General features: G+C 65.2%; 15 protein-coding genes. All 15 read right to left on the bottom strand.

Going from position 1 to position 23,873, the window contains the following annotated elements:
* Window positions 1-5: 5 nt before the first annotated feature.
* Window positions 6-1,490 carry an efflux RND transporter periplasmic adaptor subunit gene (locus tag L5014_RS07640; RefSeq protein WP_238462978.1) on the bottom strand — a complete coding sequence of 495 codons (1,485 nt, stop codon included), beginning with the start codon at window positions 1,488-1,490 and terminating at the stop codon, window positions 6-8.
* A gap of 681 nt (window positions 1,491-2,171) precedes the next feature.
* Complete coding sequence (locus L5014_RS07635) at window positions 2,172-2,981, bottom strand: efflux RND transporter periplasmic adaptor subunit (RefSeq protein ID WP_420800036.1); 810 nt, start codon at window positions 2,979-2,981, stop codon at window positions 2,172-2,174.
* Between the two features lie 50 nt (window positions 2,982-3,031).
* The gene (locus tag L5014_RS07630; RefSeq protein WP_420800035.1) at window positions 3,032-4,588 is read right to left on the bottom strand and encodes a TolC family protein; all 1,557 of its coding nucleotides are present in this window, start codon (window positions 4,586-4,588) and stop codon (window positions 3,032-3,034) included.
* A 53-nt stretch (window positions 4,589-4,641) separates the two neighbouring features.
* On the bottom strand, window positions 4,642-12,744 hold the full coding sequence (locus tag L5014_RS07625) for a DUF4347 domain-containing protein (protein ID WP_238462975.1): 8,103 nt from the start codon (window positions 12,742-12,744) through the stop codon (window positions 4,642-4,644).
* Between the two features lie 45 nt (window positions 12,745-12,789).
* Entirely contained in the window at window positions 12,790-13,401 is a 612-nt protein-coding gene (locus L5014_RS07620) for a phage tail protein (RefSeq protein ID WP_238462974.1), read from the bottom strand.
* 35 nt (window positions 13,402-13,436) lie between these two features.
* On the bottom strand, window positions 13,437-13,775 hold the full coding sequence (locus tag L5014_RS07615) for a DUF6916 family protein (RefSeq protein ID WP_238462973.1): 339 nt from the start codon (window positions 13,773-13,775) through the stop codon (window positions 13,437-13,439).
* 141 nt (window positions 13,776-13,916) lie between these two features.
* Window positions 13,917-14,501 (bottom strand): GNAT family N-acetyltransferase, encoded by a 585-nt coding sequence (locus tag L5014_RS07610; RefSeq protein ID WP_238462972.1) that lies wholly within the window; start codon window positions 14,499-14,501, stop codon window positions 13,917-13,919.
* 302 nt (window positions 14,502-14,803) lie between these two features.
* Window positions 14,804-15,832: a DNA/RNA non-specific endonuclease gene (locus L5014_RS07605; protein WP_238462971.1), complete on the bottom strand. Its 1,029-nt coding sequence runs from the start codon at window positions 15,830-15,832 to the stop codon at window positions 14,804-14,806.
* A gap of 263 nt (window positions 15,833-16,095) precedes the next feature.
* Window positions 16,096-16,812 carry a GntR family transcriptional regulator gene (locus L5014_RS07600; protein WP_238462970.1) on the bottom strand — a complete coding sequence of 239 codons (717 nt, stop codon included), beginning with the start codon at window positions 16,810-16,812 and terminating at the stop codon, window positions 16,096-16,098.
* A 193-nt stretch (window positions 16,813-17,005) separates the two neighbouring features.
* A complete protein-coding gene (locus tag L5014_RS07595; RefSeq protein ID WP_238462969.1) occupies window positions 17,006-17,206 on the bottom strand; it encodes a hypothetical protein in 201 nt (66 codons plus the stop codon).
* A 2-nt stretch (window positions 17,207-17,208) separates the two neighbouring features.
* Window positions 17,209-18,909, bottom strand: a complete 1,701-nt coding sequence (locus L5014_RS07590) for a hydantoinase B/oxoprolinase family protein (RefSeq protein ID WP_238462968.1) — start codon at window positions 18,907-18,909, stop codon at window positions 17,209-17,211.
* Between the two features lie 11 nt (window positions 18,910-18,920).
* Window positions 18,921-20,951 carry a hydantoinase/oxoprolinase family protein gene (locus L5014_RS07585; RefSeq protein ID WP_238462967.1) on the bottom strand — a complete coding sequence of 677 codons (2,031 nt, stop codon included), beginning with the start codon at window positions 20,949-20,951 and terminating at the stop codon, window positions 18,921-18,923.
* A gap of 102 nt (window positions 20,952-21,053) precedes the next feature.
* Entirely contained in the window at window positions 21,054-22,181 is a 1,128-nt protein-coding gene (locus tag L5014_RS07580; RefSeq protein WP_238462966.1) for a branched-chain amino acid ABC transporter permease, read from the bottom strand.
* Window positions 22,182-23,093, bottom strand: coding sequence for a branched-chain amino acid ABC transporter permease (locus L5014_RS07575; RefSeq protein ID WP_238462965.1), 912 nt, complete (start codon window positions 23,091-23,093; stop codon window positions 22,182-22,184).
* Window positions 23,094-23,858: an ABC transporter ATP-binding protein gene (locus L5014_RS07570; RefSeq protein WP_238462964.1), complete on the bottom strand. Its 765-nt coding sequence runs from the start codon at window positions 23,856-23,858 to the stop codon at window positions 23,094-23,096. It abuts the gene before it with no gap.
* Window positions 23,859-23,873: the final 15 nt, after the last annotated feature.

Raw genomic sequence — 23,873 nt, 5'->3', positions numbered from 1 at the left:
ACGGCTTACCAGCCGAGCCACTGCCGCGCCGACGCGAGCGGGCGCCGCAACAGCCAGTAGGCGAGCGGCACCCAGCGGCCATGAATGCGCGCCGTGCCCATCGCGCCGAGCGGCGGCTGGGCCGCGCCGACGAACGTCGCCCTCACGCGGTAGGCCACGATGCCGTCCGGCGTGGGCTCCGCGTGATAGGCGACGGTGTCGATGCGCGCGTCGTAGGCCGCGAGCGGCGAGCTCTTCGGATACAGCGTGAGCGTCGCGCCCGGCACGACGTCGACGTTGTCGGCGGCCGGAACCCAGGCCGTCAGTTCGACGTGGGCGGGATCGGCGAGCAGCATCACCTTCTCGCCGATCGACACGGCCTTGCCGTTCCAGTCGTTCGGATCGGAAAAAACCGCCACGCCCGCGCGCGGCGCGCTCACACGCACGCGCGCCAGCTCCCGCGCCGTGTAGTCGAGTTCGACCGCGCTTGCATCGAGCTTGCCCTTGCGCAATGCCATGTCGAGCCGGTCCTTGTCGTCGGTGACGGCAAGCTGCGCGGTCTGCCGGTACTCCTCCTGCGCCGTGGCGTAGTTCTTGTTCGCGAGCGCATAGCGCGAGGCAAGCGCCGTGGAATCGAGCGCGAAGAGGGGCGCGCCCGCCGCCACGCGCTGATTGGGCTGCGCGATGAGACGGTCGATGACGCCGTCGAGCGGCGAGCGCACCACGAACGGATCCTTGGGCGTCACCTCGGCCGGCGCGAGCACGGTGAGCGGCACCGGCACCACGAGGGCACAGGCAAGCGCCACAAGCGCACGGCGGCGCTGCTTGCCTGCGCGCAGCGCGAGCCGCGCGCGCTCGATCCACGAGGCCCGCGGCGCGAAGGCCGCCAGCGCATGCGACCAGACGCAGGCCAGCTCGGCGAACAGCACCTCGTCGACCTGCGTCCACGGCTCGTCGCGCGCGAACACCACGCCGCCCAACGAGCGGCCCGCGCGGTCGATGAGCGGCACCCACAGTGCATGCGCCGGCCACCAGGCGCTCCAGTCGGCCGCGAGCGGCTCCGGCAGCGCATAGGCGGTGAACGCGTAGGGCGACTTGCGCGCCGCGTCGGCGGCGGGCTGCTCAGGGGGGCTCGGTGTGGCGCTGGGCGCGTTGCCCTGGCTGACCTGGCTGCCCTGGCTGCCTTGGTCACTTTGCCCAGGCCCCCGCTGCGCAGCAGCCCGCGCGTGAGGATGGGCCGAGCGGCGGTCGAGCACGCGGCACACCTCGCCAAGCCACTGCACGTAGGGCGCGCCCGGGTCGCTTTGCGGCAACCCCGAAACAGCCGCGACAGCGCCAGGCACCGCAGCCGGCGCTCGCCACCAGGCCGCCTGGCGGTACGGCGCAAGCGCGAGCGATTCGTTGACGATGACGAAGCCGAGCGTCTCCTCGGACAGCGCTTCGCGGGCGCGTGCCGAGAGTTGCCATAGGATGGCGAGTGCGCTTGCGTCGATGCGCAGCGGAGCATTCATGACCAGTTACCAGGGGGCTAATAGGGTCTGTGTTTTTTTTGTATTTCGTGGGGACTGGGTTGTCGCGTTTCCCTTCGCGTTTCCTTGTATTCGTGTCGGTCTATTAGCGTTGCCCCTGTGCGGGGCGGCACCTACTTTTCTTTGCAGCGGCAAAGAAAAGTAGGCAAAAGAAAGCCGCTCAAACCGCTAGTGTGACGCAGTGGACCACTTGCCCATTATCGGAGCGGTTCCGGAGCGTCTGTCACCACGCGCCATACAACGGAGTGACAAAGGACTCATTCCTCCGGCGGCGCTACGCGCGCCGTGGGGCATAACCCAAAACCAGTGGAGCGCATGGGCATCCGCTTACCCAGGCAGTACTCATGGTTTCCCTCGCAGACCCGACCGCTGCGCGCGTAGCGAGCAGCGGGATGCATGACTCCTTTGTCACTCAGTTTCAAGGTGCGAGGTGACGGATGCCCCGGAACCACTTCGATTAACGGCAAGAGGTGTACGGCGTCACACTAGCGGTTTGAGCCGCTTTCTTTTGCCTACTTTTCTTTGCGGCTGCAAAGAAAAGTAGGTGCCGCCCCGCACAGGGGCAACACTAATAGACCGACACGAAAACAAGGAAACGCGAAAACAATGAAACGCGAAAAAAAACCGAGCCACTGAACGAAAACGATCGATTGTAAACAGCCCCTAGCGGGCGGTCCCAGCAAAACTCGCCCAGCCACTCATGCCAGGCAGAAGTTCCGGGGGATGACCGGACAGCGCGGCTGTCACATCAACGGTCTGCGTCACGGGGTCCACGCGCGCACCGATGCGCGCGACCGCGGCCGGATAGGTCTTGCCGACCTCATCCACCCTGACCACCAACGAATGGCCGGGCTTGAGCCAGGCAAGCCATTTCGACGGCACGATCATCTTCAGTTCGAGATGGCCCGTGTCGACGACCGTCAATAGCGTCTTGCCTGGCTGAGCGAACTGCTGCGCCGCCGCGCTGCGCTTCACAACACGCCCATCGAACGGCGCGCCAATGCTGCACTTGCGCACGGTCGCCTGCATATAGGCAACCTCGGCAGCACTCGCCTTCGCACGCGCCGCGGCTTGCTGCACGTCGATCTCGCCAATCGAATGCAGTTCCGAGAGCCGGTCGTCGACATGCTTGAGCTGCACGGCTGCATCGGACTCGGCCTGCGCCTTGTGCAATTGCGCGGCGTACAGCGAGCAATCGAGCGAGACGAGCGTCTGGCCCGCGCGGAACGCGTCGCCTTCGCGATACGGCATCGCGGCAATCTTCGCGCTGATTTCGCTCGACAGTTCGACCTCGTCGCGCGCGACAAGCTGTACGCGAATGCGTCCTTCGTCGTCGGCATGCGGCGCCGCCACCGCAACCGGCATAACCGCCACAGCCGCCGGCACAGCAACCGGCGCCGCCGCCAGACAGCTTTGAGCGCCCACCACCACCATGAGCGCCACCATCGTCTTCAGCGCCTTCAGCGACTTCATCGACATCATCAAGCGGGCCGCGCTGCGCTGCCCTGCCCTGCACCTTCCGTTCATTGCGTCTTCACTCCGTCCGCGTGGCCGAATGCGGCCCACCGCAGTTGCTCCTTGTCGATCGACTGCTCGATCGATTTCAAATCGGCGCTGCCGACGTTGGCCGGCACCGCGTCCAGCCCGATCGTGGCCAGCATCTGCCCATAGGCGCTTTCAAGCTCGCCGTAGCTCTGATACAGGCGCAGCTCCGACATCATCGCCGAGGTCGCCGCGCGAATCTCTTCGAGCTTGCCCTGCGCATTGGCGATCGTCGCGTTGTGCGTGTGCTGCAGAATCTGGCTGTCGACGTCGTTGATCTGCCGGTTGAGATCGAACTGGCGTTCCTTGGCGCTCAGCTCGGCGCGCGCCACGTGCACCTGCGTGAGCACCGCCATCGAGAGCGCGAGCCGCTGTGCGTGCGCGACTTCGTGCTGTGCGTCGGCGAGACCGCGGATGTTCTTCGCGTTGAGCACGTTCAGCAAATTCCAGCTCACGTTGATGCCGGCCGCGCGCCATGCGTGATAGACGAGAAAGCTGTTGCTGTCGTAGTGCCCGCCCAGTTGCACCTCGATGCCGGGCAGCAGCTTCGCGATCGCCTTGTGCGTCTCGTTGATGCTGATGCGCTCGTTGTAGCTCGCCTCGACCAGTTCCGGCCGGCGCTCGAGCGCGGTCTCTTCCATGCGCTCCATCGGCATGTCGAAGGTGGGCCGCGCAAAGCCCTCGGGCGGCGCGAGCGTAAAGTCGGTGCCGGGCGCGACGTTCATCAGCGAGGCCAGGCGCGGCCTGGCTTCGTCGAGCTGGTCGCGCACGATTTCGAGCTGCCGCATGATGTCGAGCAGCGAGTGCTGATAGGCGAGCGTGTCGAGCGGCGAGCGCAAACCCTCCTGCTGCGACTGGCGCGAGTCGTCGAGCGCCTGCTTCGCCTGCGCGAGCAGCGGCCCGACGCGGCTCGAGAGTCGCTGCGCGCCCACGGCTTCCCAATACGCCTCGCGCACCTGCTGCATCATCAACTGCATGACCTTGCGCCGGCGCTGCTCGACCACGAGCACGCGGTCGGCCTGCTCCTTCGCCTCGAAATAGCTCACGCCGAAATCGAGCAGATTCCACGAGAACATGAGATCGGCCGTGCGATCGTTCTGGTCGGTCGAGAACGACGGCGGCACGACCTCCGTATTCGTGTAGAGCCCCTCGGACGACGACGCAAGCGGATGATTGCGGTTCGTATAGCCGGCCTGCGCGGTCAGGCGCGGCAGCATGTCGAAGTTGGCGACGTCGAGCTGCTTTTGCGCGAGCGCCTCTTCCATCATTTTCAGGCGATGGTCGAGGTTGTAGCGGATCGCGCGCGCCATCGCCTCTTCGAGCGTCACGGGCGCGGCCAGCGGCGGCTGGTCCGCGAACATCGCCGTGCGGTCGGCTTGCGCGCTCTGCACGCGCTCAGCGTCGGTAAACGGCGTCGGGCGAACGGCGCAGCCCGCCAGCCACAATGCCGCGAGCGAGGCGGCGATCAGCGACGGGCGCAGCCTGCGCGGCGAACGGGTCTCGCGCGCTGTGCGCGCAGCGGGAGCGGTTGAAGGCATCACTTCGGCAACGGACGGTTGTAAGTTCATGGGTGTTCGGCAATGTCGGAAATTCATGTGCGAGTGGTGCCACCTGCAACGCCAGCGTTGGGCCGCGTCACGTGCAACGCCACGCGCGCGCGCTGGAATTGCTGATCGAGCGAGGGCTTGCCCTCGGGGTGCCCGGCGCGCGCGAGCACTGGCTCGGCGCCCGTGCGGGCGGCGTGGCCGGGTGCCGTCGGATGATCGAGGCCGGAGGGATCGCCGGTGCGATCGCCGGGGGGGTCGCCATGAGGTGCACCATGCGCCCCGCGATGACCAGGCGGCGCCAGCACGATTTCGCGGCGCGTCTCATGGCCCGCCGCATCGCGTGTGCGCATGACGATGTGCACGTCCTGCGCGCCCGGCGGCAACTTTCCGCGCAGCACGCCGTTCGCGGCGTCGTAATGGACCCAGCCCGGCAGCGAGCGGCCATCGGCGAGCCGGACCGTGACGTCCGTGCCGTGCAGCGCCGCCGAGGGCGGCAACAGCGTCGCGACATCGATCGAGAACGGATCGTCGGGGCGCACCGCAAGCGCAAGCTCCGGCAGCGGCGCCGGCACGTCCACGGGTGGGGGCGTGAGCGCGAGCGCCGCGTCGAGCGCCGTTGCGTCGAAGCGCGGCACCGTCGTCCTGTCGAGCGAGTGCGGAATGTGCGTCGCGTTCGGGTCCGAGAACGTGATCGTGGGCACCACGGGCAGCGAGCCGAGCTGGACCGGCCGATCGAACTCGTCGAGCACGTAGGCCGGGGCCGTGTGGTCCGAGCCGCTCCCGTGCGTCGAGGACGAGGCGGCGCCGAAGTGCCCCTCCCCGGTCTGCGTCGGCAACGAGGATGTCGGCGAGCCGCCCGATGGCCCCGCGACGATGCTGACCGTGTTGGACGCGAGCGCGCTGTGCTTCACGCCGTCGCTGACCGAGAACGTCACCGTGCGGCTGCCGCTCGCGCCATGCGCCGAGTCGGCATACGTGACCGACTGCAGCGCCGCCTGCCATTGGGCCAGCGACGCCGTCCCGCTGCTCACCGTCAACGTCAGCACACCCGTGCCGGCGTTATAGCTCGCCGCGATGTTGCCCGTCGCCGCGCTGCCGGTGAAGCCGAGCGTATCGTGTGCAGCGTCGAAGCCGGTGGTGATCGTCACCTGCGCCGAGATCAGCGTGGCACCCGGGTCGCGATCGCTCAGCGTCACCTCGGGGGCCACGGCCACCGGCGTCGCGCCAACCTCGCTCGAAACGAACGTCACGCTGCCGCTCACGCTCAGAAGCGGTGTCTGGTCGGTGTCGGCCACCGTCACGCTGCGGGTCTGCACATCGCTCGGGGTGCCGTTGCCGTCCGTCACGGTGAAGCTGATTACGCGCGTCGTGGCGTCGGGCCGGATCGCCGTATCGGCATAGGTGACCGAGGCCAGTGCCGCGCGCCACTGCGCGAGTGTCGCGCCGCCGCTGGCCGAGCGCAGGGTCAGCACGCCCGTGCCTGCATCGTAGCTGGCTGCGATGTCGCCCATGGTCGCGCCGTCGTTCGCGAACGCGAGCACGTCTTCGCCGCCATGGAAGCCGCCCGTGATCGCAACCGTTGCCGCAGCGAGCGTCGTGCTGCTCGCATCGTTTAGCGTCAAGCCCGGCGAGACGACCACCGGCGTCGAAGGCGCATTGTCGGCGGCAACGAACGAGGCCGGGCCCGCGTCCGTGACCACGTGCGGCCGGTCGAGCACGGTGACGGTGGCGTTGGCCGCTGCGCTCGTTTTCGTGCCGTCGTTGGTCGCGAACGCGATCGTCCGGTTATCGAAATGCGTGCCGCTGCTCGCGAAGGTCACGGCGCTCAGCGCGTTGGCCCACTGCGCATCGGTGGCCGTGCCGCCAGCCGAATTCAGCGTCAGCACGCCCGTTGCCGCATTGTAGGATGCCGAAATATTGCCGTATGACGTCGCGCTCGTGTTCGCGAAGGCGAGCGTGTCTTCACCGCTGTGGAAGTTGCCCGCAATCGAGACCGTCGCCGACGATTGAGCCGCGTTGTCGAGGTCGCTCACGCTCACGTGCGGGTTGACGACCGTTGCCGACGAGCCGGCCACGTAGTTCGTCGCGCCGCCCGTGGTTGTCACGATCGGCGTCTGGTCGGTGTCGGTCACGCTGACCGTGCGCGTCGCGGTGTTGCTCGCGATGCCTGCGCCATCGGTCGCCGTGAAGCTCACCGTGCGCGTCGCATTGTTGGGCGTCACCGCCGTATCGGTGTACGTCACCGAGCGCAGCGCCGCCTGCCACTGCGCGAGCGTCGCGCTCGCGCCGGCCGAGTTCAGCGTGAGCACGCCCGTCGCTGCATTGTATGAACCGGCGATATTGCCCATCGTCGCGCCGTCGTTCGTGAACCCCAGCACGTCCTCGCCGCTGCGGAAATTGCCGGTGAGCGCGACGCTCGCCGAAGCCAGCGTCGTCGCGCTGCCGTCCGCGAGGCTCAGCCCCGGGTCGATCGTCACCGGCGTCGATGCCGTGTTGTCGCCCGCGACGAACGAAGCCGAACCGGCATCGGTGGCGAGCGTCGGCGGCGCGGTGAGTTCGACCGTGTCCGTCGCCACGGCGCTCGTTTTGGTCCCGTCGTTCACCGCGAACGAGATCGTGCGGTTGCCCGGCATCGCGAAGGCACTCGCCGAGAACGTCACCGCGCTCAATGCATTGGACCACTGAACATCGGTGGCCGTCGCGCCCGCGGACGTCATCGTCAGTACGCCCGTGGCGGGGTCGAACGTCGCGGCGATATTGCCGAACTGGCTAAAACCCGTATTCCCGAAGCTCAGCGTATCGCCGCTATGGAAACCCGCGCTGATCGACGCCGTCGCCGACGCTTGCGTGGTGTTGTCGCGATCGGTGACCGTTATGGCGCCGTCGATCGTCGTCGCCGACGTGCCGCCCGCATACCGGATCGTTCCGCCCGTGGTCGTCACGACCGGCGTCTGGTCGGTGTCGGTCACCGTCACCGTGCGCGTCGCCGTGTTGCTCGTGACGCCTGCGCCATCGACAACCGTGAAGCTCACCGTGCGCGTCGCATTGTTGGGCGTCACTGCGATATCGGTGTACGTCACCGAATCGAGCGCCGACTGCCACTGCGCCACGGTGGCCGAGGCACCCGACGAGACCAGCGTCATCACGCCGGTGGACGCGTTGTACGAGGCGACGATATTGCCCATCGTCGCGCTGTCGTTCGTGAACGACAGCAGGTCCTCACCCGCGTGGAAATTACCCGTGATGGCAACGGTGGCCGAGGCCAGCGTCGTGCTCGCGCCATCCGTCACGCTCAGGCCGCTGTCGATGGCGACCGGCGTCGAAACAACGTTGTCGCCGGCCACGAACGAGGCGGAACCCGAGTCGACCGTGATCGTCGGCGGGCCGAGTACGTCGACGGTGTCGGTCGTCGCGGCGCTCGTCCTGGTGCCGTCGTTCACCGTGAATGCGATCGTGCGGCTGCCCGGCGTCGCCGCCGAACTCGCCGAAAACGTCACCGCACTCAACGCATTGGACCACTGGGCGTCGGTGGCTGTATCGCCGGACGAAGTCATCGTCAGCACGCCCGTTGCCGCGTTATACGAGCCGACGATGTTGCCGAACGTGACCGAGCCGGTATTGATGAACGTGAGCGTATCGCCGCTGTGCAAGCCGCTGGTAATCGATACCGTGCCGACCGATTGCGTAGCGTTGTCGCGGTCGGTCACCGTGACGGCGCCGTCGATGGTCACCGCGCTGGTGCCGCCCACATAGTCCGTGGTGCCGCCGGTCGTGGAGACAATCGGCGTCTGGTCGGTGTCGGTCACCGTCACCGTGCGTGTCGCCGTGTTGCTCGTGAAGGCGCCGGTGTCCACCGCCGTGAAGCTGATCGTGCGCGTGGTGTTATCGGGCGTAATGGCCGTGTCGGTGTACGTCACCGAAGCAAGCGCGGCCTGCCATTGCGCAAGCGTTGCCGTGTTGCTCGACGAGGTCAGTGTCAGCACGCCGGTGCTCGTGTTGTACAACGCGGCAATGTTGCCGTATGTCGTCGAACTCGTGTTCGTGAATCCGAGCACATCCTCGCCGCTTCGGAAGCCGCCCGTGATTGCCACGGTGGTCGACGCCAGCGTCGGCGACGTGCCGTCGGTCAGCGTGAGGCCTGAATCGATTGCCACCGGCGTCGACGGGGCGTTGTCTCCCGCGACGAAAGAAGCCGAGCCCGAATCGGTCGTGATCGTGGGCGGACCCAGCACCGTCACGGTATCCGTTGCCGCGACGCTGTTCTTGATGCCATCGTTGATCGTGAACGAAACCGTACGATTGCCCGGCGTAGCGCTCGAACTCGCCGAGAACGTGACCGCCCTCAATGCGTTGGCCCACTGCGCGTCGAGGGCCGTATCGCCGGACGAAGTCATCGTCAGCACGCCCGTTCCCGCGTTATACGAGCCGATGATGTTGCCGAACGTGGTCGAGTTGGTATTGATGAACGTGAGCGTGTCGCCGCTGTGCAAGCCCGAGCTGATGGAAACGGTCGCGCTTGCCTGCGTGGTGTTGTCGAGATCGCTGACCGTGATGCCGCCATCGATCGTCACGGCCGAGGTGCCGCCCACGTAGTTCGTCGTGCCGCCCGTCGTCGTGACGATCGGCGTTTGATCGGTGTCCGTCACCGTCACGGTGCGTGTGGCGGTGGCGCTCGTGTTGCCCGCGCCGTCGACCGCAGTGAAGCTGATCGTGCGCGTCGCGTTGTTCGGCGTGACGGCCGTGTCGGTGTAGGTCACCGACTGGAGCGCGCTCTGCCATTGCGCGAGCGTCGCGCTCGCACTGGACGAAGTCAGCGTGAGCACGCCCGTCGCCGCGTTGTACGTGCCGACGATGTTGCCCATCGTCGAACCATCGTTCGTGAACCCGAGCTGGTCTTCGGCGCTGTGGAAGCCCCCCGTGATCGCGACCGTCGTCGTGCCGAGCGTGGCGGCGCTGCCGTCGGTAACCGTGAGGCCTGAATCGATGGCCACCGGCGTCGACGTGGCGTTATCGCCCGCGACGAAAGAAGCCGAGCCCGAATCGGTCGTGATCGTCGGCGGCGCCGTCATGGCGATCGTGTCGGTCGCCGCCGTGCTCGTCTTCGTGCCGTCGCTCGTCGCGAACGAAATCGTGCGGTTGCCGTAAGTCGTGCTCGTGCTGGCGAACGTCACCGCATCCAGCGCGCTGGCCCACTGCGGGACGGTGGCCACGGCGCCTGACGAGGTCAGCGTCAGCACGCCGGTCGCCGCGTTATACGAGCCGACGATATTGCCCATCGTCGTGCCGTCGTTCGTGAACGAGAGCGTATCGCCGCTATGGAAGCCGCCCGTGATCGCCACCGTGCCCGACGCTTGCGTACTGTTGTCGAGATCGCTGACCCTGATGCCGCCGTCGATCGTCACGGCCGAGGTGCCGCCCACGTAGCTCGTCGTGCCGCCCGTCGTCGTGACGATCGGCGTTTGATCGGTGTCCGTCACCGTCACGGTACGCGTGGCGGTGGCGCTCGTGTTGCTCGCGCCATCGACCGCGGTGAAGCTGATCGTGCGCGTCGTATTGTTCGGCGTGACGGCCGTGTCGGTGTAGGTCACCGACCGCAGCGCGCTCTGCCATTGCGCGAGCGTCGCGCTCGCACTGGACGAAGTCAGCGTGAGCACGCCCGTCACCGCGTTGTACGCGCCGACGATGTTGCCCATCGTCGAACCGTCGTTCGTGAACGCCAGCACGTCCTCGCCCGCGCGGAAATTGCCCGTAATGGCGACCGTCGCGGAACCCAGCGTGGTTGCCAGCGTGTCGCTCACCGTCAAACCGGAATCCACCGCAACGGGTGTCGACGTCGTGTTATCGCCCGCCACGAACGCTGCCGATCCGGCATCCGTGGTCACGAGCACCGCATTGGTGACGTTGACAATATCGGTCGCCGCAGTGCTCGTTTTGCTTCCGTCATTCGTCGCGAACGAGATCGTGCGGTTGCCATACGACGTGCTGGTGCTCGAGAACGTAACCGCCGACAACGCATGTTCCCATTGAACGTCGGTGGCCGATGCGCTCGCGGACGTCAGCGTCAGCACGCCGGTTGCCGCGTTGTACGAGCCGAGGATATTGCCAAACGTGGTCGAACTCGTATTCGAGAAGCTCAGCGTATCGCCGCTCTGAAAGCCGGTGCCGATCGAGACCGTGCCCGACGCCTGGCTGGTGTTGTCGAGGTCGGTCACCGAAACCCCGCTGTCGATCGTCGTGGCGGAGCTGCCGGAGCGGTAGGCCGTCGTGCCGCCCGTGGTCGATACGATCGGCGTCTGGTCGGTCGCGGTGACGGTCACGTTTTTCGTGACCGTATTGCTGGACGACAGGTAGGCATCGCTCGTCAATGCGAAGCTCACCGTACGCGTCGCGGTGCTCGGCGTCACGGCCGTGTCCGTGTAGGTCACGGCGCGAAACGCGTTCTGCCACTGCGCGATGTTGGCCGAGCCGCTCGGCGAGGTGAGCGTCAACACGCCCGTGGTGGCGTTGTAGCTGCGTGTAATGTCGCCGTATAGGGCCGCGCTGGTATTGTTGAATCCCAGCACGTCCTGGCCCGCCGAGAAGTTGCCCGTGATGCTGACCGTGCCCTGCTTCGCCGTGGTTGCATCGCCATCGGTCAGCGTCAGGCCGTTATCGATCGCGACGGGCGTGGACGTAACGTTGTCGGCTTCGACGAAAGACGTGCTGCCGCCTGAAGCCGTCAAGGCCGGCGGCGAAGAGAGGTCGACGTAGGCGAAGTTGTTGAGCGTCGGCGTCAGAAAAGCCCCGTCCGTCTCGACGAACCTCAGGCTCTTGATGCCCGAAAACGCAGCGTTGTTCGAGAGATCCTCATGAAACACCGAACTGCCGCCATTCTTCGAGGTGTCGAGCGTGATTGTGCCTATCACATTTCCGGAGGCATCCAGCGCCTCGACCGCGACCACCGAAGGCGCATTGATATCGATGTCGAAACTCTGCACGGCCATCTTGTCGCCGTTTTGCAGCGTCAGCGTCATCGACGTCAACGAGGTGCCTTGCACGTTGCCGAACAACACCCCATCGGTCGAACCGGTGCTCAATGGCGGCGCGCCGAACTGATTGACGGTCGTACTGTCGACGGCGAACTCCGCAGCCTGATCCATCGTGTAAGTGATGCCATCCAGCGTAAACGACGTGACGCCGCTCGCGCCCCCGGTCGTCACATAGCCGATCTGGCTGTCGAACGTTTCATTCGTCACGCCCAGCAAGCCGTCGTATTGCTGCTCGGCGGCCAGCGAAAAAATCACCGGCGTATGCACGACCCCTGCGTCGTACTCCAGCGTCCAGTCGCCGCCCAGCGCCGCTGCGCCTGTGGCATCGGTCGACGCCGCCACGTTTAATCCGGATATCGAAGCGATTTGCTGCACGAGCGCCTGGCCGTCCGCGTTCCCGGCGACATCGCAGCCGTAAATCAGAAAGTCGCCACCCGGCTTCATGGCCGCGCCAATCTGCGCAAGTTCCGCGCTGTAGGCCGACAAATCGCCTTCGTTGAGCCATGTGCTGCCCACCTGAATTTCGCCATCCGTTCCGTGCGAAACGAGGTGAATCGCGCTCACGCCAGGGTGCTGCTCGAGATACTGGGCGATCTGCGCGAGGCCGTCCTTCGTCGAATCCAGCATGACGTACTGGGTGCCGGACGGCAGACCGGCAATCAGCGTCTGATAACCGCTGACGTTCGAGTCGATGAAAACGACCTGATTGTCGGGCCCCGATACCGCCGCTTCGGCCAAGCCATGCACGGTGGCCGAGGTGGTCGAGGTGGCCGATGTGGTCGCTCCCGAGACGCGCTCGCTTGTGCTCTTGCCCGTTGCCGCCGCCGTGGCCGCATCCCCTTGCACCGCGTGAGCCGGAGCAGCCGATGCCCTGCCCGATGCCACTTCGCCCTGCGCAGCCGCGGGCGTGGCCGAGCCGCTCGCGCCATGGGTGTCCGCGTCCGCATGATGCTGCGCGGTGGCAGCAGCGCCGATGGCGGCCGCCGATCCGTCGTAGACGATGCGCGGCTCCAACGCGATGATGAGCGGCGCGGGCTTTGCAGCATGAGTGCTGCGCGCCGCCGTTGCGCTCGTGCGCATGCCGGCAAAAAACTTCGAGAGGCTGGCGGCGAATTTCATCGCATGTTGTCCAAAATGGCGTGCCGCTCGCGCGGCACGCATTCGTTACCCGCGCGAGGGAAAGATTCCTTGCAGCGCAATGACGAAGTTGATGCCCAGATACGGATTGCGCAGCGCGAACGGCAGGCTGCCGCCCGCCAGGCTGTTTTGAATCGTCGGCGCAGCGCCCTGAAGCGTGACGTTGAAAGGCGCGAGCGTGGTGTCGGCGGTGCCGGTGCTGTACAACGCGCCCGGACGGCCGCCAGCACTGATCGGCCCCAACACCGTGCTCGTCCCCGGCATCGCGCCTTCGCCCGTCGTGGAGGTCGCTGCCGGAACCGCAATTTGCCCCGTGACGGCACCGCCGCCGGACACCGTTGCGGTGTGCGTATGCATGGGCATGTTTTGCGTGGTCAGCGTCGCGTTCTCCGTCCCGCCTTGCTCACCGAGGGCGATGCTCGAAAGCCCCAGGCCCTGGCCCATGCCCACCGGCATGCGGCCGCGCAAATCCGGTAGCTGGAACGTCGTCGTGCCATTACCGCCATAGGTGGTGCCAAGCAGCGCGAACAACGCCGTATTCTGCGCAATCGGCAACACTTGCCCCTGGCAGAACGCCCATCCGTTGGGAGCGTAATTGAAGCCCACCATGCGGATCTCACCAAGAAACGGATCACTCATCGAACACCTCCTGTCGGAAAATCGAAAAGCACGCGCTACGTGATGTCCGGCGAGCCGGCGGTGTTCGCCAGTTCGCCGGCATGGCTGTGCACGACGACCGTGAGCGTCGCGCGTCCGTCGTCGGTCGGTCGGGTGGGCGTGGCGAGCAAATCCCAGGCTCGGCCCGCGGACGAGCCGATGCGATAGACGGCCTGCGGAAGATAAGCGCCCGCCGGCAACTCGAAAGTCGCCGAGTAGCAAACAAAACGATCATTCATGGGAGTGCCGGCCGGTGCGTGCGCAAGCACTGCGTCGACGGTTTGCCCGTCGGCCGTACCGAACGTGAAGCGTTGCCCGATTGCATCGAGCAATTCCGCATGGGTAGGAATAGACAACACGCAAGCCCCCGGGTCATTCTGTCGTTCTGTTTATGTTCGGTCGGTATTGCCGACCGTGGTCTATTCTTTTACTGCATTATTCTGGCGGCCCGTAAAAACACAACGCCGCAATCATTCCTGCCGGGCCCGCGGTCCGCGTTACATCGCGCGCTCAATCACGAGCCCCTCGATATTCATCACACTCCCCTGCTCGAACGGCACGGCGGGCCGCCGCATTTGCAGATACACCCCGTTCTCGCCAGTCGCCTCGAAACCAAGCCGGCGATAAAGCCCTTGCACCGGGTTGTTCGCTTCGACGTACAGTTGCACGGGCATCGACCTCTGCGCAGCTTGCGCCACGAACGCCCGCACGATTCGCGTTCCGATACCCGCACGGCGATAAACGGGCAACAGCGCAATATCGATCAAACACGCCTCGCTGCCATGCCAATCGTGATAAAGGCGGCCAATCGCCATTTCGCCGCGCATGACCACGTCGAAGCGGCCACGCGGATACACGCGGCGATAATATGTGTCCTGCATCGAGAATTGCTCTGCCAGCAACGAGGCAACGCGCTCGGCGCTCCACCCTGCCTGTGAGAACTCGGACGCGCGCGTGCTTTCGAAAACCGCGTACAGGAAAGCACGATCGTTCTGATGCGCTTGTCGAAGGCGCAGATCTCCGCCGGTATGGCCGACGCTGCATTGCACGGCGTCGAAAACGAAATCGGCGCTTGCGGTCATCGAAGCTTTCATTTCCCTGCGCACAAGAACACGGCCAGTCAATATATGCCGCGTGAATCGAACTGAAAATCCGATACAGGCGATGCGGATAATAGTCTAGACATTGGCGACTCGCAACTGCGTCAGTGCGAATGGAATCCCCGGGAATACCCGGATCGACATAAAGCGGTGCTATTGGCGACGAAAAAAATCCGCCTGAATTGACGCGCTGCTTGCTGGCGAGAAAATCATCGTGCTAAATACGCGCGGCGCAGTTCGTGACAAACTTGCGACAAGCGTTCGCGCGGCGCGCTCTGCGCCGTTCAACTTCGCCCTTTCGTCCGGTTATGCGCCGAACTCAGCACCTGTGCGTTCGAATAGATATTCGGCCCCATGCTGGCCATAGGATGAATATGGTCGATCTGAAACCCGTTGTCCGAACCTAGATGGGTGAGAACAGATTTGATCGGGTCGTTTGGATCGTCGCTCCAGCATTCACCCTTTCTTTCGTCGGATTGCGTATAGCAGTTTGCATAAACGATATTGACGCGCTGCGCCTCGACGAATTCCTTGCCCGGCGCAATGTCGCACGCATCCCAGCGCGGCAGCATCAACTGCGCATAGCTGGCGAATTCCGGGCTGTAAGCGATCCGGTCGAGATAGCCGTAGGGTCGCGCCGCGACCGGCGGCAACCAGCCCTTACGGGACCACGCAACCGCGTCGCCGCCGAGCTGTTCGATGCCCCATCCCTCACGGATCGTTCTGGCGCGCAGTTCGAGATGGAAACGGCGGCGCTCGATGTCGCCGCCCTCGATCGGAAAGCGGACCCCGCCGGCCCGCACGTTCGCGATCTGTCGCCACGCCGGACCCATCGGCAGTGCGCCGGAAAGCGGTCCGGTAAAGTTGGGAAACAGCCAGAAGCTGAATCCGACCGGCACGCGCGCGTCGTCGTCGACGCCGGTGCCCGTCGCCGGATACTGAAGGCCGACGAGCATCACCGCGTTTGGGTTCCCGGCTGCAGCCAGCTCGAGTTCGCGCTCGATGTCTCGATAGCTGCCGCGGTTGATGTTGCCATACATCGGCACCAGGTTTTCGCGGACATCGAGGCCGCCGATACTGAGCCCGACCAGATGGCCGTACTCGGTATTGAATGGCCTCGCGTCCTGTCCGATCACATTACCTTGCAATGCGATCGGTGTTGTCCCGCTGCGAAAGCGCCCCGTGTTGGGTACGAGCTTGATTCGGGAGCGGGCCCATGTCGGGCGCTGTCGCTGTGCGGCCGGTACGCCGACCATGAAGTCGTCGAGAAAGACTTGCGTGGAGCCGTCCGGAACGAGGTTGATCCAACCCATGGCTTTCCCCCTGGCGCGTTATCGAACCAACGCCAAGGATAGTGCATAGCGCGCATCGGGAACTAGCGAAATCCATTTCCGATTCGCTTCGCATATTTAAAGGTCGGTGACTTCATCGCGATTTCATATTGCGTCTGCTGCTATTAATTTTTTATTCGCGCAGGGACGTCACCAACGCTAACAACCGGACAATCGATAAGGAATGGAAAGTACTCCCCTGGGGCTGAGGCGGCCGGTGCATTTAGCCAAAGTGCAGCTCGGCGCTATTGCCCCTTGGACTGAAAATACTTCTCCACTTCGATCCGCGTCGCGGCGATATGTTCGGTCATCACTCGCCCCGCCGTCTCGGCATCGCCGGCCTCGATCGCCGCCATCAGGGGCTCGTGACCGCGAACCGCTTCATCGAGCGTCGCATACGTATTGCCGATCATCCGGAACAGAATGCGCAGTTCCGTGTGAATGTCGTCGAATGCCTTCAGGCCGCGGCTGCTGCCCGTCATCTCGCAGATAGCGCGATGAAATTGCGCGTCGATTTCGAGCGTCCGCACGACGTCGCCGTTGTCCGCCGCCTCGCGCATCTCGGCCAGAATGCCGCGCAGACGGCGCACGTCGGCATCCATGCGCGTCTCGGCCACGCGCATGATGCCCGCGCGCTCGATGCAGGTGCGGAAATAAATGATGTCTTCTGCTTCGTCGCGGCTGATCTGCCGGACAAAACGCCCGCGTCGCGGATGGTTGACGAGCAGCCCGCTTCCCTCCAGGCGCCGCACCGCCTCGCGGATCGGATTGCGGCTGATTCCCAGCCGCTCCGCGAGCGCCGCCTCGACGATCTTTTCGCCGGGCGCGATGACGCCCTCGACGATCTGGCTGCGCAGCATATCCGTCACCTGATCCACCAGGCTATCCGTGTAAAGCAGCTCGCCCTCGTCCTGACGGTGCCCGTCTTTGCCTGCCGTCACGGCGTTCTCTCGCGTGTTCACTGACGCGTCTCCAGGTTGCAGTCGGCACACCGACTAAAGTATGCACATTATAGACTGTGGACACTTTCCCGCCGGAGCGGCACCGAGCCACAGGACCCGTCGTGCACCAGCGAGCCGCCAGGCAGCTACGCCGCGGGAACATCGAAGCGTTCCCGCGGCGCCCTCGTGCGCCCTCGTGCGCCCTCGTGCGTCCTCAGCGCGCCGCTGCCGCTGCCGCTGCCTCGCGCTTCTCGCGCGCCTCACGCCAGTCGACACACCATTGGGAACAGAAAATCTGCCCGTCCCGCTGGACGCTTTCCGCCTGCTGGCGCTGGTCGTCTGCGTAGATCAGCGTGCCGCAGTTTGCACACTTGATATAGCGCTCAATGTAGAGCCCGTTTTGCGAGAATTTCATGATCAAGCCTCCTCTTTGTAGCCATACAACTCGCGGGCTGCCTGGGCGGATACATAACCGTCCAGCACATCGTCTTGCAGCGCTTGCGGCGCGCGTTTCGCGGGTTCGCCATAACCGCCGCCGCCGGGTGTCGTCAGCGTGACGCGGTCGCCGCGCCGGATCTGCACGTTCGAATAGCGGCTCGACGACGCCTTGCCGTATGCATCGCACATCGTCTTCCAGCCCGAGGTGCCCGCTTTTTGCACGAGCGTCGCGCCAAGGCCGCCCTCGCCGCCGCCCTTCAATCCCCATGGCGCGAAGTGATGGCGGTCCGTCATCTGCGACACGGTGATCGTTTCGTTCAGGCAGAGCATCTGCTTCGAATAGCCCACGCCGCCCCGGTATTCGCCCGCGCCACCCGAGTCCGGGTTGAATGCGAGCTTCTCGATCCGCCACGGAAAGCGCGTTTCGTACACTTCGACCGGCGTGATCCGGCAGTTCCCGTTGATCGAATCGACCGCGTCGTTGCCGTCCGCGAACGCGCGGCCGCCCCAACCCACGGCCTCGAGGTCGTAGCACGCGAAATATTCGCCGCTGTCCGCGTCCACGCCGCCGAACACGAAGTTGCAGTGCGTCGCCCCCTCCGCCGCCATCACGCGGTTCGGCACCGCGTCGGCCATCGCGCCGAGAATCGCGCCGACGATGCGCGGGTGGGTTTCAGTGTTGCCGCCCACTTCCGGCGCCGGGAAATCGACGTTGACGATCGTGCCGCCGGGCGCGACGATCCGGATCGGCCGGAAGCAGCCGCTGTTGCGCGGGATCGAGGGATCGGTCATATGCAGGATGGCGTTGTACGCGGCCGAGGTCGAAACGCCGAGCGTCGCGTTGATCGGCCCCGACGCCTGCGGCGAGGAGCCCGTGTAGTCGACGACGATCTCCTGCCCCATCTTGTGGACCGCGACGTGTACGTCGTAGGTGCGATCGGCATCGATGCCGTCACTCTCGATGTGATCGACGAACGTGTAGATGCCGTCCGGAATCGCTTCGAGTTCCGCGCGCATCCGGCGCTCCGAATACAGCAGCAGATCGCTGACGTTCTGCCGCACGCGCTCCTTGCCGTACTTCTCGAACACGCCCTTCATCTGCTGCTCGCCGAGATCGACGGCGGCGATCAGCGCGCGCAGGTCGCCATAGTTGGTGCGCGGCGTGCGCACGTTCGCGAGCAGCAGCTTCCAGATGTCGCGATTGTCCTTGCCCTTCGTCTTCACCTTGACGGGCGGAATGCGGATACCTTCCTGGAAGATGTCGGTGGCCTCGCCGCAGAAGCCCCCCGGCGCCATCCCGCCGACTTCGGCGATGTGACCGATCGCGACCGCCCAGCCCGCCAGCACGCCATCGACGAAGATCGGCTTGAAGAACGTGTGTTCCGGTGTATGCAGTCCGCCGCGATAAGGATCGTTGTGCAGAATAATGTCGCCTTCCGCTAGCTCGTCCATGTCGATCTCCTTCAGGCACGACTGCACGAGCAGCGGCATCCCGCCGATCTGCGACGGGCAGTAGTCGGCGACCGCGATCATTTCGCCTTCGGCGTTCGCGAGCCCGCATGTGAAGTCGAGCGCCTCGTTGAAGATCGTCGAATAGGACGTTTTCATCAGCGTGATGCCCATTTCCCGGCAGATCGACACCATCGTCGACTCGAGAATGTTCATGGTAATCAGATCCATCGTGGCTCTCCTCAGACCGAGATGATCAGGTTGCCGAACGGGTCGACCCGCATCGACTGGTCGGGACGCAGAATCGTCACCGAGGCACTTTCTTCAATCACAGCCGGGCCGTCGATCGTCTGGCCCTGCAAGAAGGTTTCGCGGTCGTAGGTCGGCGTGTCGATCCAGCCCGATTCGAAACGCACGCGGCGGCTACCGGTCGAGACCGGCGTGCCGCTGCCTTCCGGCAGTTCGCGCAGCTTCGGCTTTTCGCCGAGCGCCACAGCCGTCACCTTGAGATTCACCAGTTCGATTGTTTCGCCCGGAATCGCGAAGCCGAAGCGCGCCTCGTGCTGCGCGTGAAAACGCGCCCACAGATCGGCGACCGACGCTGCGTCGAAGTCGTCGCTGTTCAGCACGATCTCGAGTTCGTGATTCTGGCCAAGGTAGCGCGCCTCGACCGACCGGTAGACCTCGATGTTGTCGCGGTAGCCTTGCTCGTGCAGTTCGCCGTAAGCACGTTCGACGAGTTCCCGCGCGACGCGCGCCACGCGCTCCGCCTCGAAGCGCGTCGACACCTGCTGCACCGTGCGGTGCTGGTCCACGCGCGCGTCGGTCATGATGAAGCCGAACGCGGAGAACTGGCCCGGATAGTTCGGCACGAGGCCGCGCGGAATCCCGCTGATCTCCATCAGGTCGCAGATGTGAACCGGGCCCGCGCCGCCGGAACTGACCAGCGTGAAGTCGCGCGGATCGAGGCCGCGCTGCAGCAGCACCGTGCGCAGCGCGCCGAGCATGTTGTTGTTCGCGATCTGGATCATCGCGTAGGCGGCTTCGTCGACTTCCATCCCGAGCCGGTCGGCGACCGACTTGACCGCGCGATGGGCAGCGGCCGCGTCGAGCTTCATCTTGCCGCCGAGAAAATAATCGGGATTGATGCGGCCGAGCACGACGTTCGCATCGGTCACCGTCGCGTGCTCGCCGCCGCGCCCGTATGCGGCGGGCCCTGGATCCGCGCCTGCCGACTGCGGCCCCATGCGCAGCATGCCGCCCTTGTCGATCCACGCGATCGAGCCGCCGCCCGCGCCGATCGTGTGGATGTCGATCATCGGCACCTGGATCGGCAGGCCCCATTCGATCTCGAAGTCGGTCGTCAGGTGCTCCTTGCCGTCGACGACCGTCGTGCAGTCGGTCGAGGTTCCGCCCATGTCGAACGTCACGAGGTTCGCGAACTGGCAGAGCTGCGCAATCACGCGCGTCGCGACAGCCGCGCCGGTCGGCCCCGAGAGCGACATCTGGACCGGCGCCTCGGCCGCGCGGCGCAGCGTCGACTCGCCGCCGTTCGACTTGATCACGCCCACTTTGTCGCCCACGCCAAGCTCGTCCAGATACTTCTGCATGCGGTGGAAGCTGCGCGAGACGATGGGCTTCAGATACGCGTCCGCGATCGTGGTCGACGCGCGCTCGTATTCCTTCCACTTCGGCAACACGTCATACGAGATCGACACCGGCAGATCCGGCAGCAGTTCCGCGAAGATCTGCGCAATCCGGCGCTCATGGGTCGGATCGACATACGAGAACAGCGTGCAGATCGCGACCGCCTCGATCGACGGATCGGCCTTGATCTTGAGCGCGACTTCGCGCACGGCGGCCTCGTCGAGTTCGGTCACGACCTCGCCCTTCGCCGAAAGCCGCTCGGGAATCTCGAAGCACTCGCGACGCCGCACCAGCGGCCGGGTCTTGATCCACGAAATGTCGTAGTGGCTGCGGCGGTCGCCGCGCTGGATGAACGGGACGTCGCGAAAGCCTTGCGTCGTCACGTAAGCGATCTTCGCGCCACGGCGCTCGAGCAACGCATTGGTGGCGATGGTCGTGCCCAGACGGATCTTGGCGACGCCTGCGGGATCGGGATGTTGGGTGAGCCCTTGCAGCACGCCCTGGATGGGGTCCTTCGGCGTGGTCAGGTTCTTCCAGTTCTTGATGGTCCCGCTCGTGGAATCGTAGGCGACGAAGTCGGTAAACGTCCCGCCAATGTCGATCCCGATAATATCAATGCCTTGCATGACACTCCTCCTGGTACTTGCCGCACATTGCGGCTTGATTTCGTGGCGAACCAGCCGCGCTGTCCCGCCTTGTGTTCGGGTTGCCCGATAGTGCGCGCGTGGTCACGACCGGGGCGCGCGCGTCGAGCGCGCGCGCAGCCTCAGCGAGAATTCGCGCCCGCCGACCAGACCGTTGCGGCGGTAGATCAGAATCAGCAGCATCGCGGCGGCGAGCACGAGTTCCTGCACGCCGCTGGGCAGCGCGATCTGCGTGTGCCCGATATTCACGCCCGCTTCCAGTTGGCGAAACGCTTCGGTAATCGCCTGCACGACGACCGTGCCGACCACGGCGCCGGCCAGGCTGCGCGTGCCGCCCACGATCAGCATCGCGAGCGTGATGAAGGTCAGATCGAGAAAGAACGAATCGGTCGAGATGCTGCCGAGAAAATGCGCTTGCAGCACGCCGGCCATCCCCATCACGGCGCCCGACACCGTGAATGCGACGAGCCGCGACACGTAGAGCGACACGCCCGCCGCACGCGCCGCGACTTCGTCCTCGCGGCTCGCGCGCAACATCAATCCCCAGCGCGAACGCTGGTGCACGAAGGCGATCACGAGTGCGAGCACGACGCCGGCCGCTGCGACCGGCGCGCTCACGTACTCGGGCAGGCCGACGATCGACGCCGAGCCCATCGTCACGCTGTCCCAGTTCGAATAGACAGTGTTGAAGATGAACAGCACGGCCAGCGTCGAGATCGACGCGGCGAGGCCCGACAGGCGCATCAGGATCAGCCCGACGACGAACGCGGCCAACGCAGCGAGCGCGACCGACGTCAGGCCCGAGACCCACAGCGGCATGCTGCCCGCCAGCAGAAACTCGGGGAGCCCTGGCATCGTCATCGGCTTGAGCGCCTCGCAGCAGGTCTGCCAGGCGCTCGCATACGCGGCGATTGCCATGAACGCGATCTGGCCGAACGACACGATTCCCGAATTGCCGACGAAGATGTAGATCCCCACCACCGTCACGATGCGGATCAGCGCGAGCGTCACGATGCTTTGGAGCGTGGCGTTGCCCGCATACTCGACCACCGCCGCGAGCACGATCAGCGGGATCGCGAGCAGCAGCACCGGCGACCACCCGGCGAGGATCGATGCCACGAAGGAGCGCGAATCGCGCGCCTCGACATAAAGGCCGCTGCGCTGACTGTTTTCCTGGCAGTTATCCTGGCTGTTGACTTGAAAGGCAGACATTTACACACGCTCCCGATTGGTGCTGTTGGCGATCAGCCCGTTCGGCTTCGCGAGCAGCATGAGAATCACCAGACCAAACACGCCGGCGTCGCGAAACGGCCGCAGGTCCGCCGGCAGCCAGGCTTGCAGAAAGACACTGAAGCAGCCGACGATGAAGCCGCCCAGCACCGCCCCCGCGAGCGATCCCATTCCGCCGATCACGGTCGCGAAGAAGGCGTAGATCACGGGCAGCGTGCCCATGCGGATATCGAGCGTGCCGGTCTGCATCACGAACAGCAGCGACACCGCGCCGGAAAGAATCCCGCTGATCGCGAATGCGACCGCGATCACGCGGTTGGCCGGCACGCCAACGAGCCTGGCCATCTGGAAGTTCTCCGCTGCCGCGCGCATCTGGATGCCCATCGGCGTGCGGCGCAGAAAGATCAGCAGCGCGACAAGCAGCGCAGCGCACACGCCGATGCTGAACATCTGCGTGCCCTGCACGCGAAGCGCGCCGATGTTGATCGCGTCGTTGAGCCCGTGGCTGATATCGATCGATTTCGGCCGGCTCGTGTACGCGAGCATCACCAGATGCTGAAGGAAGTAGCTGACCGCGAACGACGACACCAGCAGCGTCGCCGGGCTCGTCTGCCGCAGCGGGCGAAACGCGGCCCGCTCGGTGAGCAGCGCGATGCCGGCGACCGCCGCGATTGTCGCGACCAGCATCAGCGGCACCGGCAGCGCACCGAACATCAGCGCCGGCGCTGCACTCGCACCCGGCACGATCAGCAGGTACGCGCCGATCGTGATGTAGTTGCCCTGCGCGAAGTTAATGAGGCGCATGATGCCGAACACGAAACCGATCGCAAGGGCCGAGAGCGCGTAGAGACTGCCGAGTGCAATCGCATCGAGAACCGTCTGAACGAAATACATTTAAGCCGCCTTGACTGGAGTGGCCCCGGCCTTGCCCTTGTCGCCCAGATAGGCGCGGCGCACGTCGGGGTTATGCATGATTTCCGCAGGACTGCCTTCGGCGATGCTCTTGCCGCCGTCCAGCACATGGATGCGCGCGCACGCGCCCGTGATCACTTCCATGTTGTGCTCGATGAGCAATACGCCGCAGCCGAACTCGCCGGGAATCGACGCGATCATGCGCATCAGCGCGTCGCTTTCGGCGTCGTTCATGCCGGACGCGGGCTCGTCGAGCAGTACGAACTTCGGCGCCAGTGCCAGCGCGCGGCCGATGCCAATGCGGCGCTCGTTGCCATACGACAGGCTGTCACAGCGCTGCCCGGCCATCTCGTGGCAACCCATCCATTCCAGAATAGCGCCGGCGCGCCGCCGCGCGTGGCCCATTCCCAGCCCGGCGCCCATCGCGGCAATCGTCAGATTTTCACCAACGCTCAGATCGCGAAACAGCCGCCCGGCCTGGAAGGTCCGGCCGACGCCGAGCCGCGCCGCGTAATGCGGCCCGCGCGCGCCGACCTCGACGCCGTCGAGCGTCACGCTGCCCTGCGTCGGCCGCTGAAAGCCGCTCAATACGTTGACCATCGTCGTCTTGCCGGCGCCGTTCGGACCGATCAGCCCGAACACCTCGCGCTGCCGAAGCTCCATGTTCACGTCCGTCAGCGCGGCGATCCCGCCAAACGCCACTGACACGTTCGCGACCTTGATCGCCGCAAACTCCCGCTCGTTCATTGCGCACCTCTTCCA

The organism is Paraburkholderia tagetis (assembly GCF_022213065.1).
GTDB lineage: Bacteria > Pseudomonadota > Gammaproteobacteria > Burkholderiales > Burkholderiaceae > Paraburkholderia > Paraburkholderia tagetis.
This window is presented reverse-complemented; position numbering and strand designations above follow the sequence as displayed.

What these genes read in the sequence shown, in the direction of transcription:
- L5014_RS07640 (WP_238462978.1), bottom strand. Translation starts at nt 1,490, where the DNA reads ATGAATGCTCCGCTGCGCATCGACGCAAGCGCACTCGCCATCCTATGG.
- L5014_RS07635 (WP_420800036.1), bottom strand. Translation starts at nt 2,981, where the DNA reads ATGAAGTCGCTGAAGGCGCTGAAGACGATGGTGGCGCTCATGGTGGTG.
- L5014_RS07630 (WP_420800035.1), bottom strand. Translation starts at nt 4,588, where the DNA reads ATGCCTTCAACCGCTCCCGCTGCGCGCACAGCGCGCGAGACCCGTTCG.
- L5014_RS07625 (WP_238462975.1), bottom strand. Translation starts at nt 12,744, where the DNA reads ATGAAATTCGCCGCCAGCCTCTCGAAGTTTTTTGCCGGCATGCGCACG.
- L5014_RS07620 (WP_238462974.1), bottom strand. Translation starts at nt 13,401, where the DNA reads ATGAGTGATCCGTTTCTTGGTGAGATCCGCATGGTGGGCTTCAATTAC.
- L5014_RS07610 (WP_238462972.1), bottom strand. Translation starts at nt 14,501, where the DNA reads ATGACCGCAAGCGCCGATTTCGTTTTCGACGCCGTGCAATGCAGCGTC.
- L5014_RS07605 (WP_238462971.1), bottom strand. Translation starts at nt 15,832, where the DNA reads ATGGGTTGGATCAACCTCGTTCCGGACGGCTCCACGCAAGTCTTTCTC.
- L5014_RS07595 (WP_238462969.1), bottom strand. Translation starts at nt 17,206, where the DNA reads ATGAAATTCTCGCAAAACGGGCTCTACATTGAGCGCTATATCAAGTGT.
- L5014_RS07590 (WP_238462968.1), bottom strand. Translation starts at nt 18,909, where the DNA reads ATGGATCTGATTACCATGAACATTCTCGAGTCGACGATGGTGTCGATC.
- L5014_RS07585 (WP_238462967.1), bottom strand. Translation starts at nt 20,951, where the DNA reads ATGCAAGGCATTGATATTATCGGGATCGACATTGGCGGGACGTTTACC.
- L5014_RS07580 (WP_238462966.1), bottom strand. Translation starts at nt 22,181, where the DNA reads ATGTCTGCCTTTCAAGTCAACAGCCAGGATAACTGCCAGGAAAACAGT.
- L5014_RS07575 (WP_238462965.1), bottom strand. Translation starts at nt 23,093, where the DNA reads ATGTATTTCGTTCAGACGGTTCTCGATGCGATTGCACTCGGCAGTCTC.
- L5014_RS07570 (WP_238462964.1), bottom strand. Translation starts at nt 23,858, where the DNA reads ATGAACGAGCGGGAGTTTGCGGCGATCAAGGTCGCGAACGTGTCAGTG.